At 44.1% G+C, this 20,451-nt stretch carries 18 protein-coding genes; 15 read left to right on the top strand and 3 right to left on the bottom strand.

Annotation, left to right across the window (positions count from 1 at the left end):
* Genes L5M18_RS14220 through L5M18_RS14250 form a run of 7 tightly spaced genes read left to right on the top strand, consistent with a single transcriptional unit; the run spans nucleotide 1 to nucleotide 7,569 of the window.
* Nucleotides 1-366 carry a response regulator gene (locus L5M18_RS14220; RefSeq protein WP_028759902.1) on the top strand — a complete coding sequence of 122 codons (366 nt, stop codon included), beginning with the start codon at nucleotides 1-3 and terminating at the stop codon, nucleotides 364-366.
* A 17-nt stretch (nucleotides 367-383) separates the two neighbouring features.
* The gene (locus L5M18_RS14225) at nucleotides 384-2,537 is read left to right on the top strand and encodes a chemotaxis protein CheA (RefSeq protein WP_263197439.1); all 2,154 of its coding nucleotides are present in this window, start codon (nucleotides 384-386) and stop codon (nucleotides 2,535-2,537) included.
* 10 nt (nucleotides 2,538-2,547) lie between these two features.
* Entirely contained in the window at nucleotides 2,548-3,060 is a 513-nt protein-coding gene (locus tag L5M18_RS14230; RefSeq protein WP_049821692.1) for a chemotaxis protein CheW, read from the top strand.
* A gap of 5 nt (nucleotides 3,061-3,065) precedes the next feature.
* Nucleotides 3,066-5,063 (top strand): methyl-accepting chemotaxis protein, encoded by a 1,998-nt coding sequence (locus tag L5M18_RS14235; protein ID WP_263197441.1) that lies wholly within the window; start codon nucleotides 3,066-3,068, stop codon nucleotides 5,061-5,063.
* Entirely contained in the window at nucleotides 5,064-5,909 is an 846-nt protein-coding gene (locus L5M18_RS14240) for a CheR family methyltransferase (RefSeq protein ID WP_028759906.1), read from the top strand.
* A complete protein-coding gene (gene cheD, locus L5M18_RS14245) occupies nucleotides 5,896-6,516 on the top strand; it encodes a chemoreceptor glutamine deamidase CheD (RefSeq protein ID WP_105252529.1) in 621 nt (206 codons plus the stop codon). The genes L5M18_RS14240 and cheD overlap by 14 nt, the downstream gene beginning before the upstream one ends.
* A 3-nt stretch (nucleotides 6,517-6,519) precedes the next feature.
* Nucleotides 6,520-7,569, top strand: coding sequence for a chemotaxis response regulator protein-glutamate methylesterase (locus tag L5M18_RS14250; RefSeq protein WP_263197443.1), 1,050 nt, complete (start codon nucleotides 6,520-6,522; stop codon nucleotides 7,567-7,569).
* A gap of 114 nt (nucleotides 7,570-7,683) precedes the next feature.
* Here the strand turns inward: L5M18_RS14250 and L5M18_RS14255 are convergent, their stop codons facing one another.
* Entirely contained in the window at nucleotides 7,684-9,318 is a 1,635-nt protein-coding gene (locus L5M18_RS14255; protein ID WP_263197444.1) for a diguanylate cyclase, read from the bottom strand.
* A 391-nt stretch (nucleotides 9,319-9,709) separates the two neighbouring features.
* Here L5M18_RS14255 and L5M18_RS14260 point away from each other — a divergent pair, with 391 nt between their 5' ends.
* From L5M18_RS14260 to L5M18_RS14280, 5 genes are all read left to right on the top strand, one after another.
* On the top strand, nucleotides 9,710-10,390 hold the full coding sequence (locus L5M18_RS14260) for a class I SAM-dependent methyltransferase (RefSeq protein WP_263197445.1): 681 nt from the start codon (nucleotides 9,710-9,712) through the stop codon (nucleotides 10,388-10,390).
* Nucleotides 10,380-11,441, top strand: coding sequence for an HNH endonuclease (locus tag L5M18_RS14265; RefSeq protein ID WP_263197446.1), 1,062 nt, complete (start codon nucleotides 10,380-10,382; stop codon nucleotides 11,439-11,441). Before L5M18_RS14260 ends, L5M18_RS14265 begins: the two co-directional genes overlap by 11 nt.
* A 326-nt stretch (nucleotides 11,442-11,767) precedes the next feature.
* Nucleotides 11,768-12,196, top strand: coding sequence for a hypothetical protein (locus tag L5M18_RS14270; RefSeq protein ID WP_263197447.1), 429 nt, complete (start codon nucleotides 11,768-11,770; stop codon nucleotides 12,194-12,196).
* Nucleotides 12,197-12,217: 21 nt separating this feature from the next.
* The gene (locus L5M18_RS14275; protein ID WP_263197448.1) at nucleotides 12,218-12,802 is read left to right on the top strand and encodes a hypothetical protein; all 585 of its coding nucleotides are present in this window, start codon (nucleotides 12,218-12,220) and stop codon (nucleotides 12,800-12,802) included.
* Between the two features lie 289 nt (nucleotides 12,803-13,091).
* A complete protein-coding gene (locus L5M18_RS14280; protein ID WP_263197449.1) occupies nucleotides 13,092-13,529 on the top strand; it encodes a Fic/DOC family protein in 438 nt (145 codons plus the stop codon).
* A gap of 3 nt (nucleotides 13,530-13,532) precedes the next feature.
* On the opposite strand, the gene L5M18_RS14285 is transcribed toward L5M18_RS14280, so the two are convergent.
* Together L5M18_RS14285 and L5M18_RS14290 are read right to left on the bottom strand one after the other, a co-directional pair.
* On the bottom strand, nucleotides 13,533-13,688 hold the full coding sequence (locus L5M18_RS14285; RefSeq protein WP_173913200.1) for a hypothetical protein: 156 nt from the start codon (nucleotides 13,686-13,688) through the stop codon (nucleotides 13,533-13,535).
* 206 nt (nucleotides 13,689-13,894) lie between these two features.
* The gene (locus L5M18_RS14290; RefSeq protein WP_263197450.1) at nucleotides 13,895-15,505 is read right to left on the bottom strand and encodes an ABC-F family ATPase; all 1,611 of its coding nucleotides are present in this window, start codon (nucleotides 15,503-15,505) and stop codon (nucleotides 13,895-13,897) included.
* A 664-nt stretch (nucleotides 15,506-16,169) separates the two neighbouring features.
* Here L5M18_RS14290 and L5M18_RS14295 point away from each other — a divergent pair.
* The 3 genes from L5M18_RS14295 (at nucleotide 16,170) to L5M18_RS14305 (ending at nucleotide 20,449) form a co-directional block, all read left to right on the top strand.
* Nucleotides 16,170-16,766, top strand: a complete 597-nt coding sequence (locus L5M18_RS14295; protein WP_263197451.1) for a VF530 family DNA-binding protein — start codon at nucleotides 16,170-16,172, stop codon at nucleotides 16,764-16,766.
* Between the two features lie 1,524 nt (nucleotides 16,767-18,290).
* Nucleotides 18,291-19,259 (top strand): helix-turn-helix transcriptional regulator, encoded by a 969-nt coding sequence (locus tag L5M18_RS14300; RefSeq protein WP_131524741.1) that lies wholly within the window; start codon nucleotides 18,291-18,293, stop codon nucleotides 19,257-19,259.
* The gene (locus L5M18_RS14305) at nucleotides 19,256-20,449 is read left to right on the top strand and encodes an EAL domain-containing response regulator (RefSeq protein WP_263197453.1); all 1,194 of its coding nucleotides are present in this window, start codon (nucleotides 19,256-19,258) and stop codon (nucleotides 20,447-20,449) included. The genes L5M18_RS14300 and L5M18_RS14305 overlap by 4 nt, the downstream gene beginning before the upstream one ends.
* Nucleotides 20,450-20,451 lie beyond the last annotated feature (2 nt).

The following is a 20,451-nucleotide window of genomic DNA, read 5'->3' on the forward strand; positions in this document are numbered from 1 at the left end:
ATGAGTAAAAGAATATTAATTGTTGATGATTCCGCAGCGATTCGACAAATGGTCGAAGCGACCCTTAAATCGGCTAATTATCAAGTGGTACTAGCCAAAGATGGTCGAGAAGCACTCGATATCTGTAATGGGCAGAGATTTGACTTCATTCTGACAGACCAAAACATGCCTCGAATGGATGGGCTGACCTTAATTAAATCCTTACGTGCTATGTCGGCATTTATGCGTACGCCGATCATTATGCTCACCACGGAAGCGGGCGATGACATGAAAGCCCAAGGGAAAGCCGCGGGTGCGACGGGATGGATGGTAAAACCCTTTGATCCTCAAAAGTTGTTGGCTATTACGGCTAAAGTGCTGGGTTAACTGCAACGGGGTGCGCTATGTCCATCAATATGGCCGAGTTCCATCAGGTCTTTTTTGAAGAAAGTCATGAACATCTTGAAAATATGGAACAATTGCTATTGGCATTGGACCTTGCTTCTCCCGATCCTGAAGAACTGAACACCATTTTCCGTGCTGCACATTCTATAAAAGGCGGCAGTGGTATTTTTGGTTTTACCGCATTAACCAGTGTCACCCATGTGATGGAAAACCTGCTGGATAAAACGCGTAAGGGTAACTTCCAATTAACGTCATCTATTATCGATTTACTGCTGAGTACTGTGGACACGTTATCCCATATCTTGAGCTTGTACCGCGAAGAAGAGCAGATTGATTGGCAGGAGGTCGAATACAGTAAAAGCCAGTTGGTTGCAGCGTTAAATGGTGAGCCTTTTAGTTCATCAGTTGCGATACGTAACGGCACAGACGTCGCTAGCACTCCCACCATAAATGCAACACTCACCGCAGCAGTGGCGGCAGAAGATCTGGGTTTTGGATTTTTTGAAGATGAAATGGCACGTGATATTGCCATCGAAGGTGAAGACTTTGGATTTTTTGATGAGGCTTATCAAGCGGAAGACATCAGCGCTGACAGTGTGGCAAATAATAAAGAGTGTAATGCTGAGCTGTGTGATGTGACAATTGACGATGATGAGTTAGGCTTTGGTTTTTTTGAAGCATTAACGCCAGAATCCTTCGCCAATGAAATCGAGTTATTAAGTTCAAAACCGCTAGTGCAGAAGGTTTATAAGCCAGCGACCACTCGAGCACATCAAGCCAAGGAAACTGGAAGTAGCCAATCTAAAAACACCCTATTTAAAGCCAACGCGACTGACCCCACCACACCTGATTCAACCGTGCCCACGAGCCCTTCTGTGAAAGCAAGCTCGTCTGCAATACTGAGTTCAAACGCAACATCAAACTCATCCGTTGCCCCAAAGCCCAATACCACAGAGGTGAAAACAGCGACAAAAAAAACAGCCGCGTCGGCTCAGGATGCCACCTTAAGGGTCGAAACCTCCAAAATAGATACTTTGGTTAATCTCGCGGGCGAGCTGGTGATCACTCAGTCCATGTTGACTCTCATTGGTAACGAGATGATGGGCGATTTAGGTGAGCGACTCAAGACCGCACTCAATGAATTGGAACGTAATACCCGTGAGATGCAAGAGGCAGTGATGTCGGTGCGTATGCTGCCGGTATCCTTTGTGTTTAACCGTTTCAACCGTTTAGTAAGGGACCTTTCTGAGCAACTGGGTAAAAACGTCAATCTCGTGATTGAAGGTGGCAACACAGAAATAGACAAGGGCATGATTGAAAAGCTCGTCGATCCGCTGACTCACTTAGTGCGCAATAGTTTAGATCACGGTATCGAAAAACCTGAAAAACGGCTCGCAGCGGGTAAATCTGAAGTGGGTGTGTTATCCCTTAAAGCCAGTCAAAGGGGCGGCAATATCGTTATCGCTGTGCACGATAACGGCGCAGGCTTAAATCGTGAACGCATTATTCAAAAGGCGCGGGAAAACGGTTTGCAAGTGGCTGATAACAGTAGCGACAAGCAAATTTGGCAATTGATTTTTGCCGCAGGATTTTCAACCGCGGAGGAAGTCACTGATGTGTCAGGCCGTGGTGTTGGTATGGATGTGGTGCGCCGTAATATTGAAGCCTTAGGCGGACGCATTGATATTGAGTCCACTGAGGGCCAAGGCTCAACCTTTGAAATCCAGTTGCCACTCACGCTCGCCATTGTCGATGGTATGACGGTTTCTGTGGGAAATCAGATCTACATTTTGCCCTTAGTGCACATCATAGAATCTATTCAGCCGCAAACGGAACAACTTAAATTTCTCGCCAAAGAAAGACTCTTAAAAGTACGTGAAGAGTACTTACCTCTGCTCAATCTTTATCAGCTGATGGAAATTGAGCCCAATGCCCGCTGCCCAGAAGAGGGCATAGTCGTATTGCTCGAAAGCAACCACAAGCGCTTTGGCCTGTGCGTTGATGCCTTAGTTGGCCAGCAGCAAGTGGTGATTAAAAGTCTTGAAAAACATTATCGCAGGATCCCCGGTGTTTCCGGCGCCACCATCATGGGCGATGGCAGCGTCGCGTTGATCCTCGATGTCGAATCACTCGCTCTGCACATTAAAAATTAAGGAAATAGCCATGGAGAGTCGATCAACTATGACCGCCAAAGTGGAATACAACGCCCATGATGAGGTGGAGTTTTTAAGCTTTATGTTAGGCGAAGAGCACTATGCCCTCGATATTATGTCCGTCAAAGAAATCCGCGGCTATGAGTCGGTCACTAAAATCGCCAACGCCCCTAGCTTTATAAAAGGCGTGATTAATCTACGCGGTGACATAGTGCCCATAGTGGATTTGCGGATGAAATTTGCTGTTGGAACCGCCACTTATAACGAGTTCACTATCGTTATTATGCTCAATGTGTTTGAACGTATAGTCGGCATAGTGGTCGATGCCGTCTCCGATGTGATTAAGCTGTCGGCGGAGGAAATCTTACCTGCCCCAGAATTTGGGGTGGCGTTCGATAGCCGCTACCTCAAAGGCTTAGCCACAGTCGAGGATAAGATGATCATTTTAGTAAATATTCAGGCTCTGATCAGCAGTGATGAGCTGGGTCTAATTGATGCAAATAGTCTGACTGATCAGGAGTAACAATAATGAGTATTTTCAATTTTTTTGGCAATGATGAGGCGCGTGAGCAAAGGGATGAAGAGCGTCAGCGCTATTTTCAGTTACTTGATAACAGTGGCAACAGCTTTATGATCGCTGACAGTCAGCGTAATATTATTTATGCGAATAAAGCCGTCGTCCGTTTACTGCAAGAGGCAGAGGACGATATTCGTAAAGAGTTACCTCAGTTCTCAGTTGCCAAACTGATCGGCAGTAATATCGATATTTTCCATAAAAATCCTCCACATCAGCGCAATTTATTAGAACGCCTAACTCAATCCCATACTGCGCAAATCACCATAGGCAAACGTACTTTTAGGTTGATTCTGACGCCGATTATCACGGCTGAAAATAAACATTTAGGTACAGGTGTTGAGTGGATAGATCGCACCGAAAGTATCGAAGCCGAGCGAGCAACCCAGCGCATCCTCGAAGCGCTCAATAATACCAGTACCAACGTCATGATAGCCGATGCTAACCGTACGATCATTTATATGAATCGCTCGGTCGAAACTATGTTGCGCCATTCTGAAAGTGAGATCAGACAAGCCTTACCGCATTTTTCCGTGGATAAAATCCTCGGCAGCTCGATGGATATCTTCCACCGCAATCCTGCCCACCAAGCAAGTTTACTCGATAAATTAGACCGTAAATATGAATCGCTTATTAAGGTCGCGAGTTGCCATTTTCGCTTAACCGCCAGCCCCATTGTGTCTAAAGAAGGTGAGCGCTTAGGCACTGTGGTTGAATGGCTCGACCGCACCATTGAAGTACAAACCGAGCAGGAAATTTCCCGCATAGTCACAGCCGCAGCGGCGGGTGATTTCTCCCAAAGGGCGGAAACAGATGGCAAGCAAGGTTTCTTTTTAATGCTGGCGAACAATTTAAATTCGTTAATTGAAACCTCGGAACGTGGATTGCAAGATGTGGCGCGGGTGCTGATGGCGCTAGCGGATGGCGATTTGACCACTCGCATTTATAACGATTATGAAGGCACCTTTGATGATTTGAAAAATTACTCAAATCAAACTGCTGAAAAGTTATCCTTCATGATCCAAGATATTCAACGAGCCGCGGATACCATCAATACCGCTTCGGCAGAAATAGCTCAAGGTAACGCTGATTTATCCAGCCGCACCGAAGAACAAGCTTCGAGCCTAGAGCAAACCTCGGCCAGCATGGAGGAACTCACAGGTACAGTGAAACTCAATGCAGATAACGCTAGTCAAGCAAATGCCTTAGCCTCTAAAGCGGCTGAAGTCGCGGTGGACGGTGGTGAGCTTATCCAACAAGTCGTACAGACCATGGCATCGATTAATGAATCGGCGCGTAAGATTGCCGACATCATTGGTGTTATCGATGGTATTGCATTCCAAACCAATATCTTAGCGCTTAATGCCGCGGTAGAAGCCGCGCGGGCAGGAGAACAAGGGCGCGGCTTTGCTGTGGTCGCATCAGAAGTGCGCAGCTTAGCCCAACGTTCGGCCAATGCCGCTAAAGATATCAAGGCACTGATCTCGGATTCGGTGTCTAAAATCGAGAGTGGCAACAGCCTTGTCGGTAAGTCCGGCGATACCATGAAGGAAATCGTCATCGCCATTAAACGGGTGAACGACATCATGGCGGAAATCGCCTCAGCCTCTAATGAGCAGGCCATCGGTATCGATGAGATCAGCAAAGCCGTAGTGCAAATGGATGAAATGACGCAACAAAATGCGGCATTGGTTGAAGAAGCGGCCGCCGCAGCGGAAAGCATGCAATCCCAAGCGCAGCAACTCTCAGACAGTGTTGCCAGTTTTCGCGTGGATGACGAAGATGAAGCCCCAAGACGCAGCAACGCGAGATTAGCGGCGCCCAAAGCGAAGGCGATGAAACCCATCAAACAGCAGCTTCAACCTATGGCAAGAGCCAGAGTGACAGAGAAACCTAAAACCAATGCGATGAAGCCCATTAAGCAAGATCAAGATGAATGGGAAGAATTTTAATTGAGTGAAAACAAACCATTGGAACGAGAGTTTGCCTATACCTCGGTGCACTTTAATACCGCGAGGACGACGCTGTACCGCTTAGCGGGGATCAAACTCGCCGATAGCAAGGATGCTATGGTGTATAGCCGTTTAGTGCGGCGGATCAGAACATTGAAATTAGCCGGATTTTCGGCTTATTTTGAGTATCTGCTAAGCCATGAAAACGAACACCAAGAATTTATCAATGCGTTAACCACGAATCAAACGGCATTTTTCAGGGAACCGCATCACTTTGAGGTGTTAAAACAGTATTTAATCGATAACCCTGATACTCGCAGGATCTGGTGTGCGGCCAGTAGCACAGGGGAAGAACCTTACTCGATTGCGATTGTCGTCGCTGAACATTTCAACAGTTTTAAAACGCCTATCGAGATCATTGCTTCCGATATTGACAGCGGCGTGCTTAAAAAGGCTGAAATGGGTATTTATCCCTTAGACAGGATCGATACTGTTAGCGATATCCGCAAGAAACGTTTTTTTCACCGCGGACGCGGTTCACAGTTGGGCAATGTGCGCGTGGTGCCCGAATTAAAGCAGATGCTCAAGTTTACCCGCATTAATTTGCTCGATTCTTTTTGGCCGCTAAAAACGCCAATCGATGTGATTTTTTGCCGTAATGTAATGATTTATTTCGATAAAGAAACGCAGGAAGTCATATTAAAACACATGATGAACTCCCTTAGCGAGGATGGGCTTTATATTGCGGGACATTCGGAAAATTTTAATATGTTCCCGCAAATCATCACTGCCGTTGGTCAAACAACCTATCGGCCAGTGAAGGGGCTTATGAGTGCTAAAACCTAATATCGAATATGCCATTGCGGAGCCGAATCGCTATCACGATCATCATTTTGGTTGCGATGCGGTAAAAATATTACCCGGTGAGTATTTTGCAACCCGTGAAGATACCATGATAGTAACAGTGTTAGGCTCCTGCGTCTCAGTGTGCTTGTATGATCCTAAGCTCAAAATTGGTGGAATGAATCACTTTTTATTGCCAAGTGACAATAGCAATTGTACTGGGGTGCTCGCCGATTCTGCCCGTTACGGCGTGTATGCCATGGAGTTGTTAATCAACGACTTGCTCAAGCTTGGCGCACAGCGTAATTCACTCGAAGCTAAGGTGTTTGGGGGCGGCAATATGTTACGCAGTTTTACTGTGCACAACATTGGTGAGCGTAATGCTGAGTTTGTGATTGAATACCTCAATCTTGAAAATATCCCTATCGTTGCTGCCGATTTACTCGATGTGTATCCGCGCAAAGTGTATTTTTTCCCCCATTCGGGCAAAGTGAAAGTCCGCAAAATTAAATCCATGCATAACAGCACAATTCTTGACAGGGAAAGTGAGTACCGTTTACGGGTTCGTAATTTACCTTCGGGCGGCGACGTTGAACTATTTGGTGATTAAGTTATGACGATCAAAGTGTTAGTTGTTGACGATTCTGCGCTAATGCGCAGCTTGCTCGGTAAAATGATTGAGGCTGACTCTGAACTGTCTCTGGTTGGGCTTGCTGCCGATGCCTACGAGGCCAAGGAGCTGGTGAACCAATTTCGCCCCGATGTGATTACCTTAGACATCGAAATGCCCAAAGTAGATGGTTTAACATTTTTGGACCGCTTGATGAAAGCCAGACCCACTGCAGTAGTGATGATTTCATCGTTAACCGAGCAGGGCGCTGATGCGACATTTAACGCCTTGGCCTTAGGCGCGGTGGATTTTATCCCTAAACCGAAATTAGACTCGCCCCAAGGTATCTATGATTATCAGGATTTGATTTTAGATAAGATCAAATCTGCCGCGAAAGCCAAAATCATCAAGCCGCAGAAATTTGTTGAGCCAGTACGCCCTGTTTCAAGTAAGCGGCCAGTATTGGCCAATACAACCCTGACTCAGCATTTAGTCGCGATAGGCGCATCTACTGGCGGTACTGAAGCCATTCTTTATGTATTACAACATTTACCCGCGGCTATGCCGCCGATAGTGATCACCCAACATATGCCCGCGGGGTTTACCCGCACTTTTGCTGAACGTTTAAACCGACAGTCACGGATCACTGTCAAAGAAGCCGAGCATGGGGAACGACTCTTACCCAGTTATGCCTATGTTGCACCAGGGGATCATCACCTTGAGATCATCAAAGTGGGTGGCAGTTATAAAGTCAAATTAACCCAAGATGAAAAGGTCAGTGGCCACAGACCTTCGGTCGATGTGATGTTTACGGCCTTGGCCCAATGTGCCGCGCCTAATATCAGCGCGATGATTTTAACCGGTATGGGCAAAGATGGCGCCGAAGGCATGGTGGCGCTACACCAAAAAGGCGTCACTACGTTTGCCCAAGATGAACAAAGTTGTGTGGTATTTGGCATGCCACGAGAAGCAATAAAGTGCCGTGCGGTAGATTATGTGGTGGAGTTATCGCAGATGCCGAGCAAGCTCATTAACCATTTAAGCTCACTGTGACCGCCTACGCTGAGTGGGAGTGGGATTAAAAAGTAACGGATAGAGCGTGAGTCTCGCAGGAAGAGCATTACGCCGAACTGATTTGTGCGCTGCAGTGGCTCATTCTGTTTAGGGTTAGTCAGTCGGAGAAACCACGAGCTGATTTCTACCTAAACGCTTAGCTTCGTAAAGGTTTTTATCTGCCAGTAACAGGCAATCTTGAAATTCCTCACATTGATCCGAAAAGGCTAAACCGCCGCTGAGCGTCACCTTAAATTCGACGCCATCTTCAACAAATACGATATGGCTAAAGCTTTCACGGATCGCATTCAACTTGGCAATCGCCAGTGGTTTTTGCATATCTGGCAGCACTAACATAAATTCTTCACCACCGTAGCGGCCGGTAAAGTCAGTTTGACGTAAGGATTGTTGTAACAGATGGGCAAATGCCAACAACACCTTATCACCACCGGAATGACCATAAGTATCGTTGACCTTTTTGAAGTGATCTAAATCGAACATAGCGATACAAACTTGAGAGTTAATCCGTTTCGCTACGTTAAAACAGCGTCTCGCAGCCACCAGAATTTGGGTATGATTTAGCAGCCCAGTTAAGCTGTCGCGACTAGCCGAACTGCGAATATCATGACCCCGTTGCGCACGGGAAATCACCTGCGCGACGAATAAACTCGGCGCGGTTTGCTTTGAAATTAAGTCATCTGATCCCGCTTGTATGATGCTGACTTTATTCTGCATCGTATCATCAGAGCTCAACACGAGAATTGGGCTCGAGGTGTATTTGTCCAATTGACGGATCATCTTTGCCAGCTCAAGCCCGTTCACTTCGGGCATGTACAAATCGAAGATAAACAAATCAGGCTCAAATTGCTCAAGGGCAGGCAAGACTTGCTCGGCACTCGATAACCCTTTTACCATCAAACCGTGACTGCGTAACAGACTTGAAAAGTAATCCACCATAGATTGTTGATCATCCACCAGTAACACCTTAAGCGGCTGTTTCTCTGACATCTTGAGAGATTGATGGATTTTGCGCACTAATGAGGTGGTCTCAGCGGGTTTGACAAAATATTCGCTGACATTGGCACGAATGGCCAATAGCCGCATGTCAAAATCCCCCCGCGAGGATAAAACAAACACTCGGGTATTATTCTTCTCAAACTCAGTGGCGGCTTCGAACAAGGCCTCTTCAGTCCAATCGGGTAGAATTAAATCCAATAGAATCAGATCAAAGGGTGTTTTATTTTGCACTACCAGAAAGCTCGTGAAATTCAAAAAATGCTGCACACTAAAACCGAACTCTCGCAGCTGCTTTGTGATCATCGCGCCTACATTACCATCGTCTTCTATGATGGCAATATGGTGCTCATGGCGCGCCTTTGATGGTTTATAGGGGCTTTGCTGCATTTGCGCCTCCACTACTGGCGCCGACGGTTGGCCGCGCATATTGTTTTGTAACAACTGGTGGAAGAGAGTATCTAAGCCTTTGATCGTAGGCAGTTCGGGGGCTGGCGCATTGAGCAGCCCCTTAAGCAGCACCTCCAGTTTATCGACTATGTGTTTGGTATCTGACAACCCAAAGGTCTCGCTCGACCCTTTTAAGTTATGCACCTCTCGGTACACGGCAGACAGCATGTGTGCGTCCCAATTTTTACGCAATGAAATCCACAAGGTAATGATTTGTTTCTTTTTATCCGGCAGTGCATGTAAAAACTGTCGTTTAAGTTGCTCTAACGAATCTTCAAAACTCATAGGCAATAGATATCCTAAATAATTGAGCCCTAGGTCTTAATCTCTATGTAGACGCTACGCCAAGACGTTAAAACCCGTTCACTCCAACACTGAAATGGAAACTGCTCTGGAGAAGCATGTAACAGATTCAATCAATTGCACTTATCTTTACACTCACTCATAGAGTGTAAACCACTGCGAAAAAAACGACGGGGAAATGCTGAGATTGCATAGGCATTGATAAGAATATTGGGTCGAATAGCCGAAATCAGCACAGTGATCGCGAACAGTATAATGCTAAATATTTTATGCAAAACAGCATGATAATGATGACATGTATTTTTTATCAAATACGACTGTGATAAGTTAGCGTCAGTAAAAACAATCACTTGTTGCAAAAGGATCGTTGTCAGTGAGCACAGTGTTTTATAATGACCACGCCGAAATACTCGCGGCACAGTATTTGTCTAAAACCTTTGAAGAAGTGCATTCGAGTTGGTTGCATCATCTTTTGCCTCTACTTACCAAAAATACATTGTCGATATTGGATGTGGGAGCTGGTTCTGGCCGGGATGTGTATTATTTAGCCGAAAAAGCACAGGGCAAAGAGACACAAATTATTGCAGTCGAACCTGCGGTTGTTTTAGCGAAAATGGGGCAGGTGTTAACTCGGGATCTACCCGTGCGTTGGATTGAGGATGGTTTACCTCAGTTGCAAAAAGTGGTTGGCCTAGCGCAACAGTTTGATCTGATTTTACTCAGCGCTGTGTGGATGCATTTATCTTCCTCAGAGCGCCCACTTGCACTAGTAACACTCTCACGCTTACTCAATTCGACTGGACTTTTAGTCATCAGTTTGCGCCATGGCCCAAGCCCCGATGCGCGCGTTATGCACCCAGTCAGTGTCGATGAGCTGCTCACACTGGCTGCAGATTGTCAGCTACAACTTTTAGATTTGAGCCAAGATGAAACCGATAAACTCGGTCGCTCACAAGTGCATTGGCAGACGCTAGTTTTTACACCCAAACTGATGCCAAACGTAAATACACCTGAAGCAAGCGTTATTATTCAGGAGCGACTGAATGCCGATTGATGCGAGAAGACAAGTTGAATTTATTAGCTATTTACAACGTCTGTTAGTTGAAGGGGATTTCGTTGCAACTTACAAATTTGCCTTACTACATGCGATCGCCGATATCTGTATCGAACGGCCATTAATACTCAATGCCGATCCTGCGCTGAAAACCGCGATCAGTATTGATGATTTGGTAGAGAAGTTTATTGAACTTTACTGGCAACACTCTTTGCCTTTTGGTGCCAATGATGGGTATTTTGTTCTGATCCAAAATAGTGGAAAGCAATCAGCCTTGATCAACAGTTTGATTGAACTACGCCATCAAGGTGTTAACAGTCTATCCCAGTTAAAAGCGCATCTTAGTTATCCAGCTTTATTGCGTAAAACGCGCGGTACGTTTAAAGATGGCCCCTTATGGCGCTTACAAAACTTGTCTCGTAATGAAGAATGTTTCCTTTATCCCCATGATAAAACGAAAAATTACATTGAGTTGAATCCGGGTATCGCATTTTGCTTCAAGCGATTTCACGATTTAGTGGTGTCATTGGCTCGTACTCAATGGGTACAAAAAATCGCCGAGTTTCCAGCAAATCAGGTCATTATAGGCAGTAAAGGCAATTTAAGTGAGTTTCTGTTTGGTAGCGACAGACAGACGATCACCTATGCTAGACCTGTACTGCTTGATATCCAAAAAGGCCAATGCTTCTATTGCCAAAAATCATTAAAAGAAACAGGCGAAGTGGATCATTTTATCCCTTGGGCACGATATCCTAATGATTTAGGCCATAATTTTGTCCTCGCACATAGCAGTTGTAATAATCAAAAACGCGATCATCTTGCCGCTCAGCACCATAAAGATAACTGGTATGAGCAAAATATTATCCAGCATGGCCAAACGTTACACTCTGAACTCAATCGATATTTCGTCTGTGAGAGTGATCGCTCTGAAGCCATTACTACTTGGGCTTATCAGCTTGCAGGACAAAATCGCTCGCCTCTCTGGCTTGATAAAAAGACCTTTGTGCCTTTTAACGCATTAGATAATGACTTATCAAGTACAGCAATTTAGAGCATGCTCACAGTTTTATGGCACTTATTTTTAGCACTCGTCAAGGTCGAGTGACCTTAAGGCAACTGTGCTGCAATTGAATGAGCAACGCTGCCAAGCTAAAGTAATCGATGAACTATTTATATGTTATCTTGGTGGCATTACATTTTATCTTCATTGATTTTGTTACCTGTTGATATTAAAGGTTTACTTCCTGATAAGGTAATTGATTTCAAAGAAAATAAGGAGTATTTGGTGGACATATATGGCGCACTCGTTCAGTGACAACAAGCAGATGAATGCACCATGGAATTTATTGATAATACATGTCTAGTTTTGGAGGTTCGATGATGAAATCGATTTTCTTACTGCCCATATCTGTGTTTGTGTTGATAGGTTGTACAACGCCTAAATCGCCGAGCGAAGTGTATGACGAGTACAATGCTAAGGTACAGCAGGGGATGAGTTATCAAGAGGACAAGGCTTACTATACCCAACGTAAGCAAGCGGATGTTGAGTCTAAGTTCCCACAGTATATGCAGCAGATGAAGCTGTCCCGCGATGAAGTGATCGCATCTTATCTTTCATTTTCAAAAGCCGCTGCCAAGTGCAAAGCACTCACCTTAGTGTCGCAGGTGATAGAAGGGGATACGGCCGTCCTTGAATATGCACAAAAAGATCTCTGTGGTAATGCATCGGAGGCGAATGAAAAACAAAGAATTAGCATGATAAATGAAGGTGGTTGGAAAATTGATGAGCTCCAAATTAGTCTCTAAATCATTTGGAATATCGTATCAATGACAGGATTTTATGAGTTTTTTAGCCTGCCAAACGGAGTTGAGGTTACTTGCCCCCATTGTACTGGCTGCGCCACTTTTACCTTTGCCCATGTTTTTCGTTTAGAGAAAAAAGATGTGCATTTATTTGAAGATAGGCAGTTTGAGATCAAGCAGTTTAATCAAAGGTTTGCCCATAAATGGCCAGGTGTGCTGTTTTTCCCTCCGCTATTGGATGCTTCTTGGCGGGAAAAATTGCCAGAAAAATACCAAGGTACTTCGACTTGGGAACATAGGGCAAACAGTGCTTTTACAGATGGTACAGATCTTGGTCTTATTTGTTGTTATCAGTGTATGGCAAAACAGAAACATCGACTTGAATGGCCCAATGACGCATTTTATTCCCTTGAGTTTAAAGGTCATTCACTTTGGGCATTTAATAAACAGATGATGCTTCAGATCCGTGATTATATTCAGGCCAAAGATCGCGATGCGGTATTCGAGTCTGAGCCGATAGTTATTCGACATTTGCCGACAATTTTTAAACTGGCTAAAAATCGCGAGATATTGGTTAAAAAAATTAATAAGCTAATTTATAGCCCATAGTTTCTACATACCTATTTCAAAGACTTGTGTGGTCAATCTCATCGAGTAGTTGTGTTAAGTTGTCTGTGACTCGGATATTTGCTTTTCTATTAGTTATTACAGTTAGCGGGTCTATTATCATGTTGAAATATCATATTGGCACTACCGAGGATGAATTCGAACCCGGTTCCGGCGGCCATGTACTTCGTAACAAACTCGCGATAACCGATGAAGAGGATATGGCAGAGGTAGAGACTCAGTTGTTACTAAAGCTTTATGAGTACGTGAAAGCGAGCATCTATCGGTTGGTATGCTCTTTGAGTGGCATCGAAAATGGCTCGGTAATGTTTATTACTGGGCTGGTGAACGGCGTACAGTCAATATGGGAAAAGGTGGTTTCGAATTTACGGCAGCGGCTCAAATATTTAAGTGTCTCACTCAGTTTGAAAAGGAATATTTAAGCAAGTTCAATGGTTTAAATTCGTTTTCTAGAGACGAAGTTGTGAGTTACTTGGCTGAAAGTCATGTGGAATTTATCCTAATTCACCCATTTAGAGAGGGAAATGGACGTTTGTCACGTTTGATACTCGATGTGATGGCAGTAAAGGCGGGTTATCTCCCACTTGATTATGGGATTTGGGAACAAAATAGAGATTTTTATTTTAAGTCAATTCAAGCAGGGTTGGGTGGGGATTATCAACATATGGCTCGTTTGGTAAACGATGTGCTCAGCGCTAAAAACGAATGAAGTTTAGGCTAAGGTCAAATGACTGAAACGGCTTTTTTTGGCCTTCAATTTTGCTTCAACTTCAGCCGTAGTTTTACCCGTCTCAATAGCGGTTGAACTGGCCACAGCGCGATAGAGTCGATTTTGAGTCACTTGTGTGTTTTTTGATTTAGTTTTCATAGGATCAACCTCAATTAAGTGCATGAATTATAGCACTCTAGATAACGAATAGACAGCTGTGTATCCAAGGCCCAAAGCAGCAATACTTCATGTTTTACCAATCATATCGCTCTTTAGATATCGATAAAAAGTCGTCAGTAGGTTCTCCAATGACGACTCTTTTAATCAAGCTGACATAGCCGATTAAGGTTTATCAAAGCATAACATTACGCGCTCTTTCTCGCTTCCATTTCAGCTTGGCTTGAAAGGTACTCATCGAAAGTGCCTTGGAAGTTAATCACTTTTTTATCTTTAATATCAATGATACGTGTTGCGAGCGACGATACAAACTCACGGTCATGGCTGACGAATATCAAAGTGCCTTCAAAGTCTTTCAATGCATTATTGAGTGCTTCGATGGCTTCCATGTCCATGTGGTTTGTCGGTTCGTCCATGATCAGCACGTTGATGTCTTGCATCATTAACTTACCGAATAACAAGCGGTTTTTCTCTCCGCCTGAACAGTTACGGGCTTTCTTGTTCGCGTCATCTTCAGTGAACAGCAGACGGCCTAACATGGCGCGTACCATAAGATCGTTGTGCTTAGGCTGGCGCCACTGTGACATCCAATCCATTAACGTGTAGTCATTATCAAATTCGTCACTGCTGTCTTGTGGACAGTAGCCGATTGATGCGTTTTCTGACCACTTGATCACGCCTTTATTATGTTCTAAATCATTGACTAAGCAGCGCAGGAAAGTGGTTTTACCCACGCCGTTTTCGCCGATAATCGCTAATTTTGCACCGGCTTCGAGGATTAAGTCGCCGCCTTCGAATAGCAGCTCACCATCAAACCCGTGGGCCAAATCTTCGAGGATCAGTGCTTGGCGATGCATTTTCTTGCCGGCATCGAAACGAATAGAAGGGTGAATACGGCTTGATGATTTCACTTCATCAAGCTTGATCTTGTCCATTTTTTTCGCGCGCGAGCTGGCTTGTTTTGCCTTAGATGCGTTGGCACCGAAGCGGTTGACGAAGTCTTGCAGTTCTTCGATTTCAGCACTCTTCTTGGCGTTACCCGATAATAATTGTTCACGGAGCAAAGACGATTGTGCAAGGAAGTATTCGTAGTTACCAGGGTAAATGCGCAGTTCGCCGTAATCGATATCGGCCATGTGGGTACATACGGCATTCAAGAAATGCCTATCATGGGAAATAATGATCATGGTGCATTTGCGTTTGTTCAACTCGGCTTCTAACCAGCTAATGGTATGTATGTCCAAGTTGTTGGTTGGTTCGTCGAGCAGCAAAATATCTGGGTTGGCAAATAGTGCTTGTGCCAACAGTACCCGCAGTTTCCAACCCGGTGCGACTTGTTGCATTAGGCCGTAATGGAAAGATTCTTCAATACCCGCTTCGAGCAGAATTTCACCGGCGCGGCTTTCGGCGCTGTAGCCATCCATTTCGGCAAATTCACTTTCAAGATCGCCAACGCGCATGCCATCTTCTTCGGTCATATTCGGATTGGCGTAGATTGCATCGCGTTCCTGTTTGACTTTCCACAGGGCAACATCACCCATGATCACCGCATCGATCACACTGTATTGTTCAAACGCGAACTGATCTTGGCTTAGGGTACCGACTTTTAAGCCGGGCGTGATGGACACATTGCCAGAGGTTGGCGCTAACGCTCCGCTGAGGATCTTCATAAAGGTCGATTTGCCACAGCCATTCGCGCCGATCAAACCATAGCGGTGACCATTGCCAAATTTCGCTGAAATGTTTTCAAACAATGGCTCAGGGCCAAACTGCATCGTGATGTTCGCGGTAGAGATCAAAGGAGCTTTCCTAGGTATTTGCTAACGGGGATTGTGACAAACAAGCCTCAAAATGAAACATGCGCTTCACCCACTCTAAGCTAAAACATTAAAGTTGGGATAATAAGGTCGCGGAGTATACAGACTAAGGGCTAAAGATGCGAGCAAGGATGTGATGCGCAGCTATAAATCGAGCCGTTTCAGTTGCGTTTATTTTGAGGTTGACCCAAGGCATCAGCGGATCATAGGTAAAATTTAGAAACGGGTTTGAGCTTGATGCTGAGTAGCGTGATATCGCAGATATGCAGATTAAAACTGTCAGCTGCGGCGTATTTTCTTTGCCCTAAAGCCGATACCAAACCTCGCTAGCGCAAATAAAAGAAGGCGTTTAGCTTATTTACCGTTATTATTCTCGCAGTTTTGTCGAGCAGCAGATTTTACGGCTAATATTTAATGGCTCAGTTTGGAGGCTTCAGGTCCTTAAGATTTAAGATCTAAGCATCACGAGTAACAAGGATTAACGCCCTATGCTATTGCCGTAACAACGTCAGTGGCTCATGACTTCATAACTTGAGTGATTTCTCTAATCGCGAGTTTTAGTAGCGAATTGAGTCACTCGTTTAACAACTCAAAACCGTAAACTAATACAGTAAAATCAGCCAATAGGGCTGAACTTGGAATTCCCATGATTGAAGAGCAACAGAACAACCCGTTACACGGCCTCAAACTCGAGACAATGATCACTGAGTTAGTCGATTTTTATGGCTGGAAAATTTTATACGCGGCATTAAAGCTAGGTTGCTTTAACACCAACCCGACCATTGAGGCCTGTATTATTTTCCTCAAGAAGACTGAGTGGGCGCGGGAGAAAGTGGAAAACTTTTACCTGTATCGATTCAAGCGTATGCCTAAAGCCGTCGGTGAGCAGTTTGATCTTAAGCCACGCGAACGAGGTTTTGCCTCAGGTATCGCGCCGCGTAAACCGATGGAACTCACCATAGAATCTATCGCTAAAATGCAGGCACAAGCCAGCGCCGAGTACGAAGCGGGTAATAAACGTCCTAACTCTGGTTATGGCTCAGGTAAGAGCTTTGGTAATGGTTCAGGTAAAAGCTCAGGCAAAAAACCTACGGGTGGACGTGGCACTGGCTCTGGATATGGTTCATCGAATAGCAACTCACAGCGCCGCAGCGAACCCCGAAACGATTCAAGAATGGCTGAGCGTTCAGGACCAAGCCCATCGACGGATGATAACGATCCGTGGGGCACTAAACGCGGCTAATCCCATGTCTGTCGAATTGTGTGGGCATGGTTTTTCGGTTTTACATTCGTTATTTACAGTGACTAGCCTCAGCTTGCTATTTTTGTATCCGTAAAAATTAGCTTTTGGTATGAGTTAGCTTTTGTAAGAGTCGTTTTGAAGTCATGGCTCTGGTTGTATGATAGAACATCTGATTTATCGCCTGATTTAAAGAGAAGAGGTTAGCTGTTGAATACAGCTAACCTCTTTTTTATGATTAACTATTCACTTTATTGCATTGAGGTGAGAAAAATATCGGGGGTTATAGTTTTAGATTTGCATATCTAGTGCATAACTAGTTAATTCATCAATTTGCAATCAGATGGTACCGATTGCTCATGTTTAGGACCAATACCAGCGCCTTCTCTAACACCTGTGCTTTATATTCTATACCTTTGTTCATCTTAGTCTGCTAAATGCCCAGAGTTAACGTCAAGGTGTTTGACGATACAGCTCCAAGGTAACCATTTAAATTTTTGATTATCATCGGGTAAGTAGTTTTAGCCGTCTTGATCCACCAGCATTCCCTGTTGCCAAACGCCGCTGCCGACTGGCTGATGTGTAATGGCCAAACCATAGGTTTCGGCGCTGCCGTCATTCCGCGCCAAGGGATATTTCAATCACTACTATATGCGAACTGCGGTTAGGCTTAGTGGTTGGTATTCTTTTGTGTCTAATGCGGGATAACTTAAGTTTGCCTGACATAGCGGAAAAACTGACAATGAGCCCAGCCACCTTAAAACGGTGTTTGGCCGAGATGGATTTAAACTTTGGCCAACTCGCTGATACTTGCTGATGAGACCCGTTTAATCAGAGCACTGTATTACTTGGCTACACCTGCGCAAGATGCTCACAGCTTCAGCGACGCCAGTGATTATAGGCGTTCCTTTAAACGCTGGACTGGCCCATTACCTACTTATTTTCGCAGCTGGCTTGCTTAAGCCATAAGCCATAAGCCATAAGCCATTAAAAACTATCCTACTTATATCTCTAAGCTGATACTGTCGCGGTTTGCCTATTCCAAACGTGAATAACCATGCAAAAAAACGTAGATCAGTGAGAAAAATCCCGAAGTTATATCCCACATTTTGAATATTTGGCGCATAAATAATCAATTTGGCGTTTTATGGCCATTGCTGGTGAATCTTATATTTTATGCGGTTTTATAGGAGGGTCTGTTGATTGCGGTTTTATCTATGATGCAATGATTTAACCGAACGAATAACTAGACACTTTTTTCCATCGCTTTTTTGACTGTGCCATGGTCTCAGATAAACAATGGCATTTATACTCGTTTTCCTATTGCAAAAAACGTGGTGAATAAAAGGCTGAGATGGAGGAACTGAGTGATGAGTGACGAAAAAATCACTGGACTTTATTTCATCGAGAAACTTCAACGCATTTGGATTACTTTTACATTTAGACATCCAGAGCCAGTAGATGACATCGACCATAAGACGTATATGGAGCTGCTAGATAAAATAAAAAATTCAGATGGAACGCGATATGATTTGTACACCTATCTCCTATCAAAGCAAAACAAGTGCACAGACATTCTCCAATTTCTTAAAACACACCAGAACTGAGAATAATTTATCTCAAGAAGATTTATGTAGTCTGCTCAGGCAAAAAAGCTGCCTGTTCGATATGTTAGACTCCATCACTATTAGCCGTTGGGAGCGGGGAGTTAACATTCCATCCCTAGCTAAACAGTCTGAAATCGTTGAAATATTTGGCTCTGAACTATTTGATATTTATCGGGAGGACAAAAAATTCATCAACGAAGGTTTAGCGTTAATTAACCTTTTTGAATCGACCATAGAACGCAGTGATCATCCGTACTACCGTAATACTCCTTATCGTGTCGAGTTTATCGAAAGCCACCATCAAAACTTTATGACCCTGCTGCAACTTAGCTTGATTTATGAAAGTAACCCGCGTTTATCCTTTGTGAGCCGTAAGTTGTCTCAACCTTTTTTTCGTGGACTCTCATTGGTGGTGGCTTTTAGCTTTGGCGATCAAATCATTGGACACAGTCTATTCTGCCGCACTCAAGGCAAAATTGCCCTCGAATTTATGAATGATGAGGTGGACTTGTTTGAGGTCATTAACCATAACAGTCAAGCTTTGCCAGATACCTTAATGGTGTTCTCCTCCTTTGGCGTAACGCCTTATATTGAAAATTATATGATGTCTGTTTATCTCAATGAATTGGCCACGAGTCGCTCACTTAAGTTTTTGAGTTTTAATATCTGTGATGAGTCACTAAAACGAAAATTGACGCAATTTAAGTTGCCCATATTTAAAGTGAGAACGATAGAAGGCGGCTTCAAACCAGTCAAAAACTATTCGTTTTTCTCCAGTCGCACAGAAGTCATGGCGAATCGTAATTTACTCAAGCTTTCTGTTATCCCTACATCCAAATCCCAGACGATCGATCCCATTTTCTTTATGCAGTTAGAGACCAATATATGAATATTCTCATCATAGATGATCAACGCTTTATTAGAGAAACCATGAAAGCTGATATCCATAAGTACTTAGCAGAGGACAATGTGGAGATCTATGAAGCCAGTAATGGTAATCAAGGAATTGAACTGATCTTAGCTGTAGAAGCAAAACTTGATTTAGTCATTTTAGATTTAAAAATGGATCAAGGTGACGGTATTGCGGTGATTAATATGTTGGCCTCCGAGCCCCGATTTACTGCCATTCCGATTGCGGTGATCAGCTCCTCGGATAAACGGACTTTAGAACTGGTGGATAGCATTATCACGGGCTTGAAGCTCAACTTGCTTGGCGTATTTGCTAAACCTATCAATGTGAATGACATTTTAACGCCATTGCTAGACGCCTCCGACGATAGAAACCGTGCCCATCAAGATGAGTCTATTGTGCAAGACATGGCGGCGAATATCAATGTGCGGCAATTGCTCAAAAATGAACAATTAATTTTGTGTTATCAACCTAAGATTAACCTTAAGACAAAGGCAATCATCGGTTTTGAAGTGCTTTCGCGGCTTTGCGATCAATCCAATGGCTATATTTATCCCGACGTTTTTTTGCCACTGGTGAATCAGCAGGGGCTAAATAGCTTGTTTTCGCGGATGGTTATTTCCCAAGCATTGCAATGTTGGTCGCGCCAACCGTTATTAATGGCGTTTGCCCTGTCGATTAACATTACCGCAGATGATTTGACCTGTGATGAACTCATTGAGTACATCATCGAATGTGGTCGTGAGTATAAACAAATTCATTTGATTTTAGAGCTCACCGAATCACAGGAAATCATTAACCAAGATAGAGTACTTAATTCAATTGCACGGCTGATCATCAATAATATTGATATTTCCCTCGATGATTTCGGTAAAAGTTATTCTACCTATGATCGTCTTGATGCCATTCCCTTTAAAGAGATCAAAATTGATAAAAGTTTTGTCTCCGATATGGATATCAATCACCAACATTATCTCATCGTAGAGTCCACCATCGCGCTTGCGCAAAAGATGCACGTAAAGGTGGTTGCAGAAGGCGTTGAGACAAGTGCAATAGAGTTAATTCTCTCTGAGTTGGGGTGTGATGTTGCCCAAGGTTATTTGTACAGCCCCCCGATTGAAGGTCGTTATCTTATTGATTGGATTGCTCAATATAATAGGAGTGCCTAATG

Origin of the sequence: Shewanella sp. SM20 (genome assembly GCF_025654545.1) — a bacterium.
Taxonomy (GTDB): Bacteria; Pseudomonadota; Gammaproteobacteria; order Enterobacterales; family Shewanellaceae; genus Shewanella; species Shewanella oncorhynchi.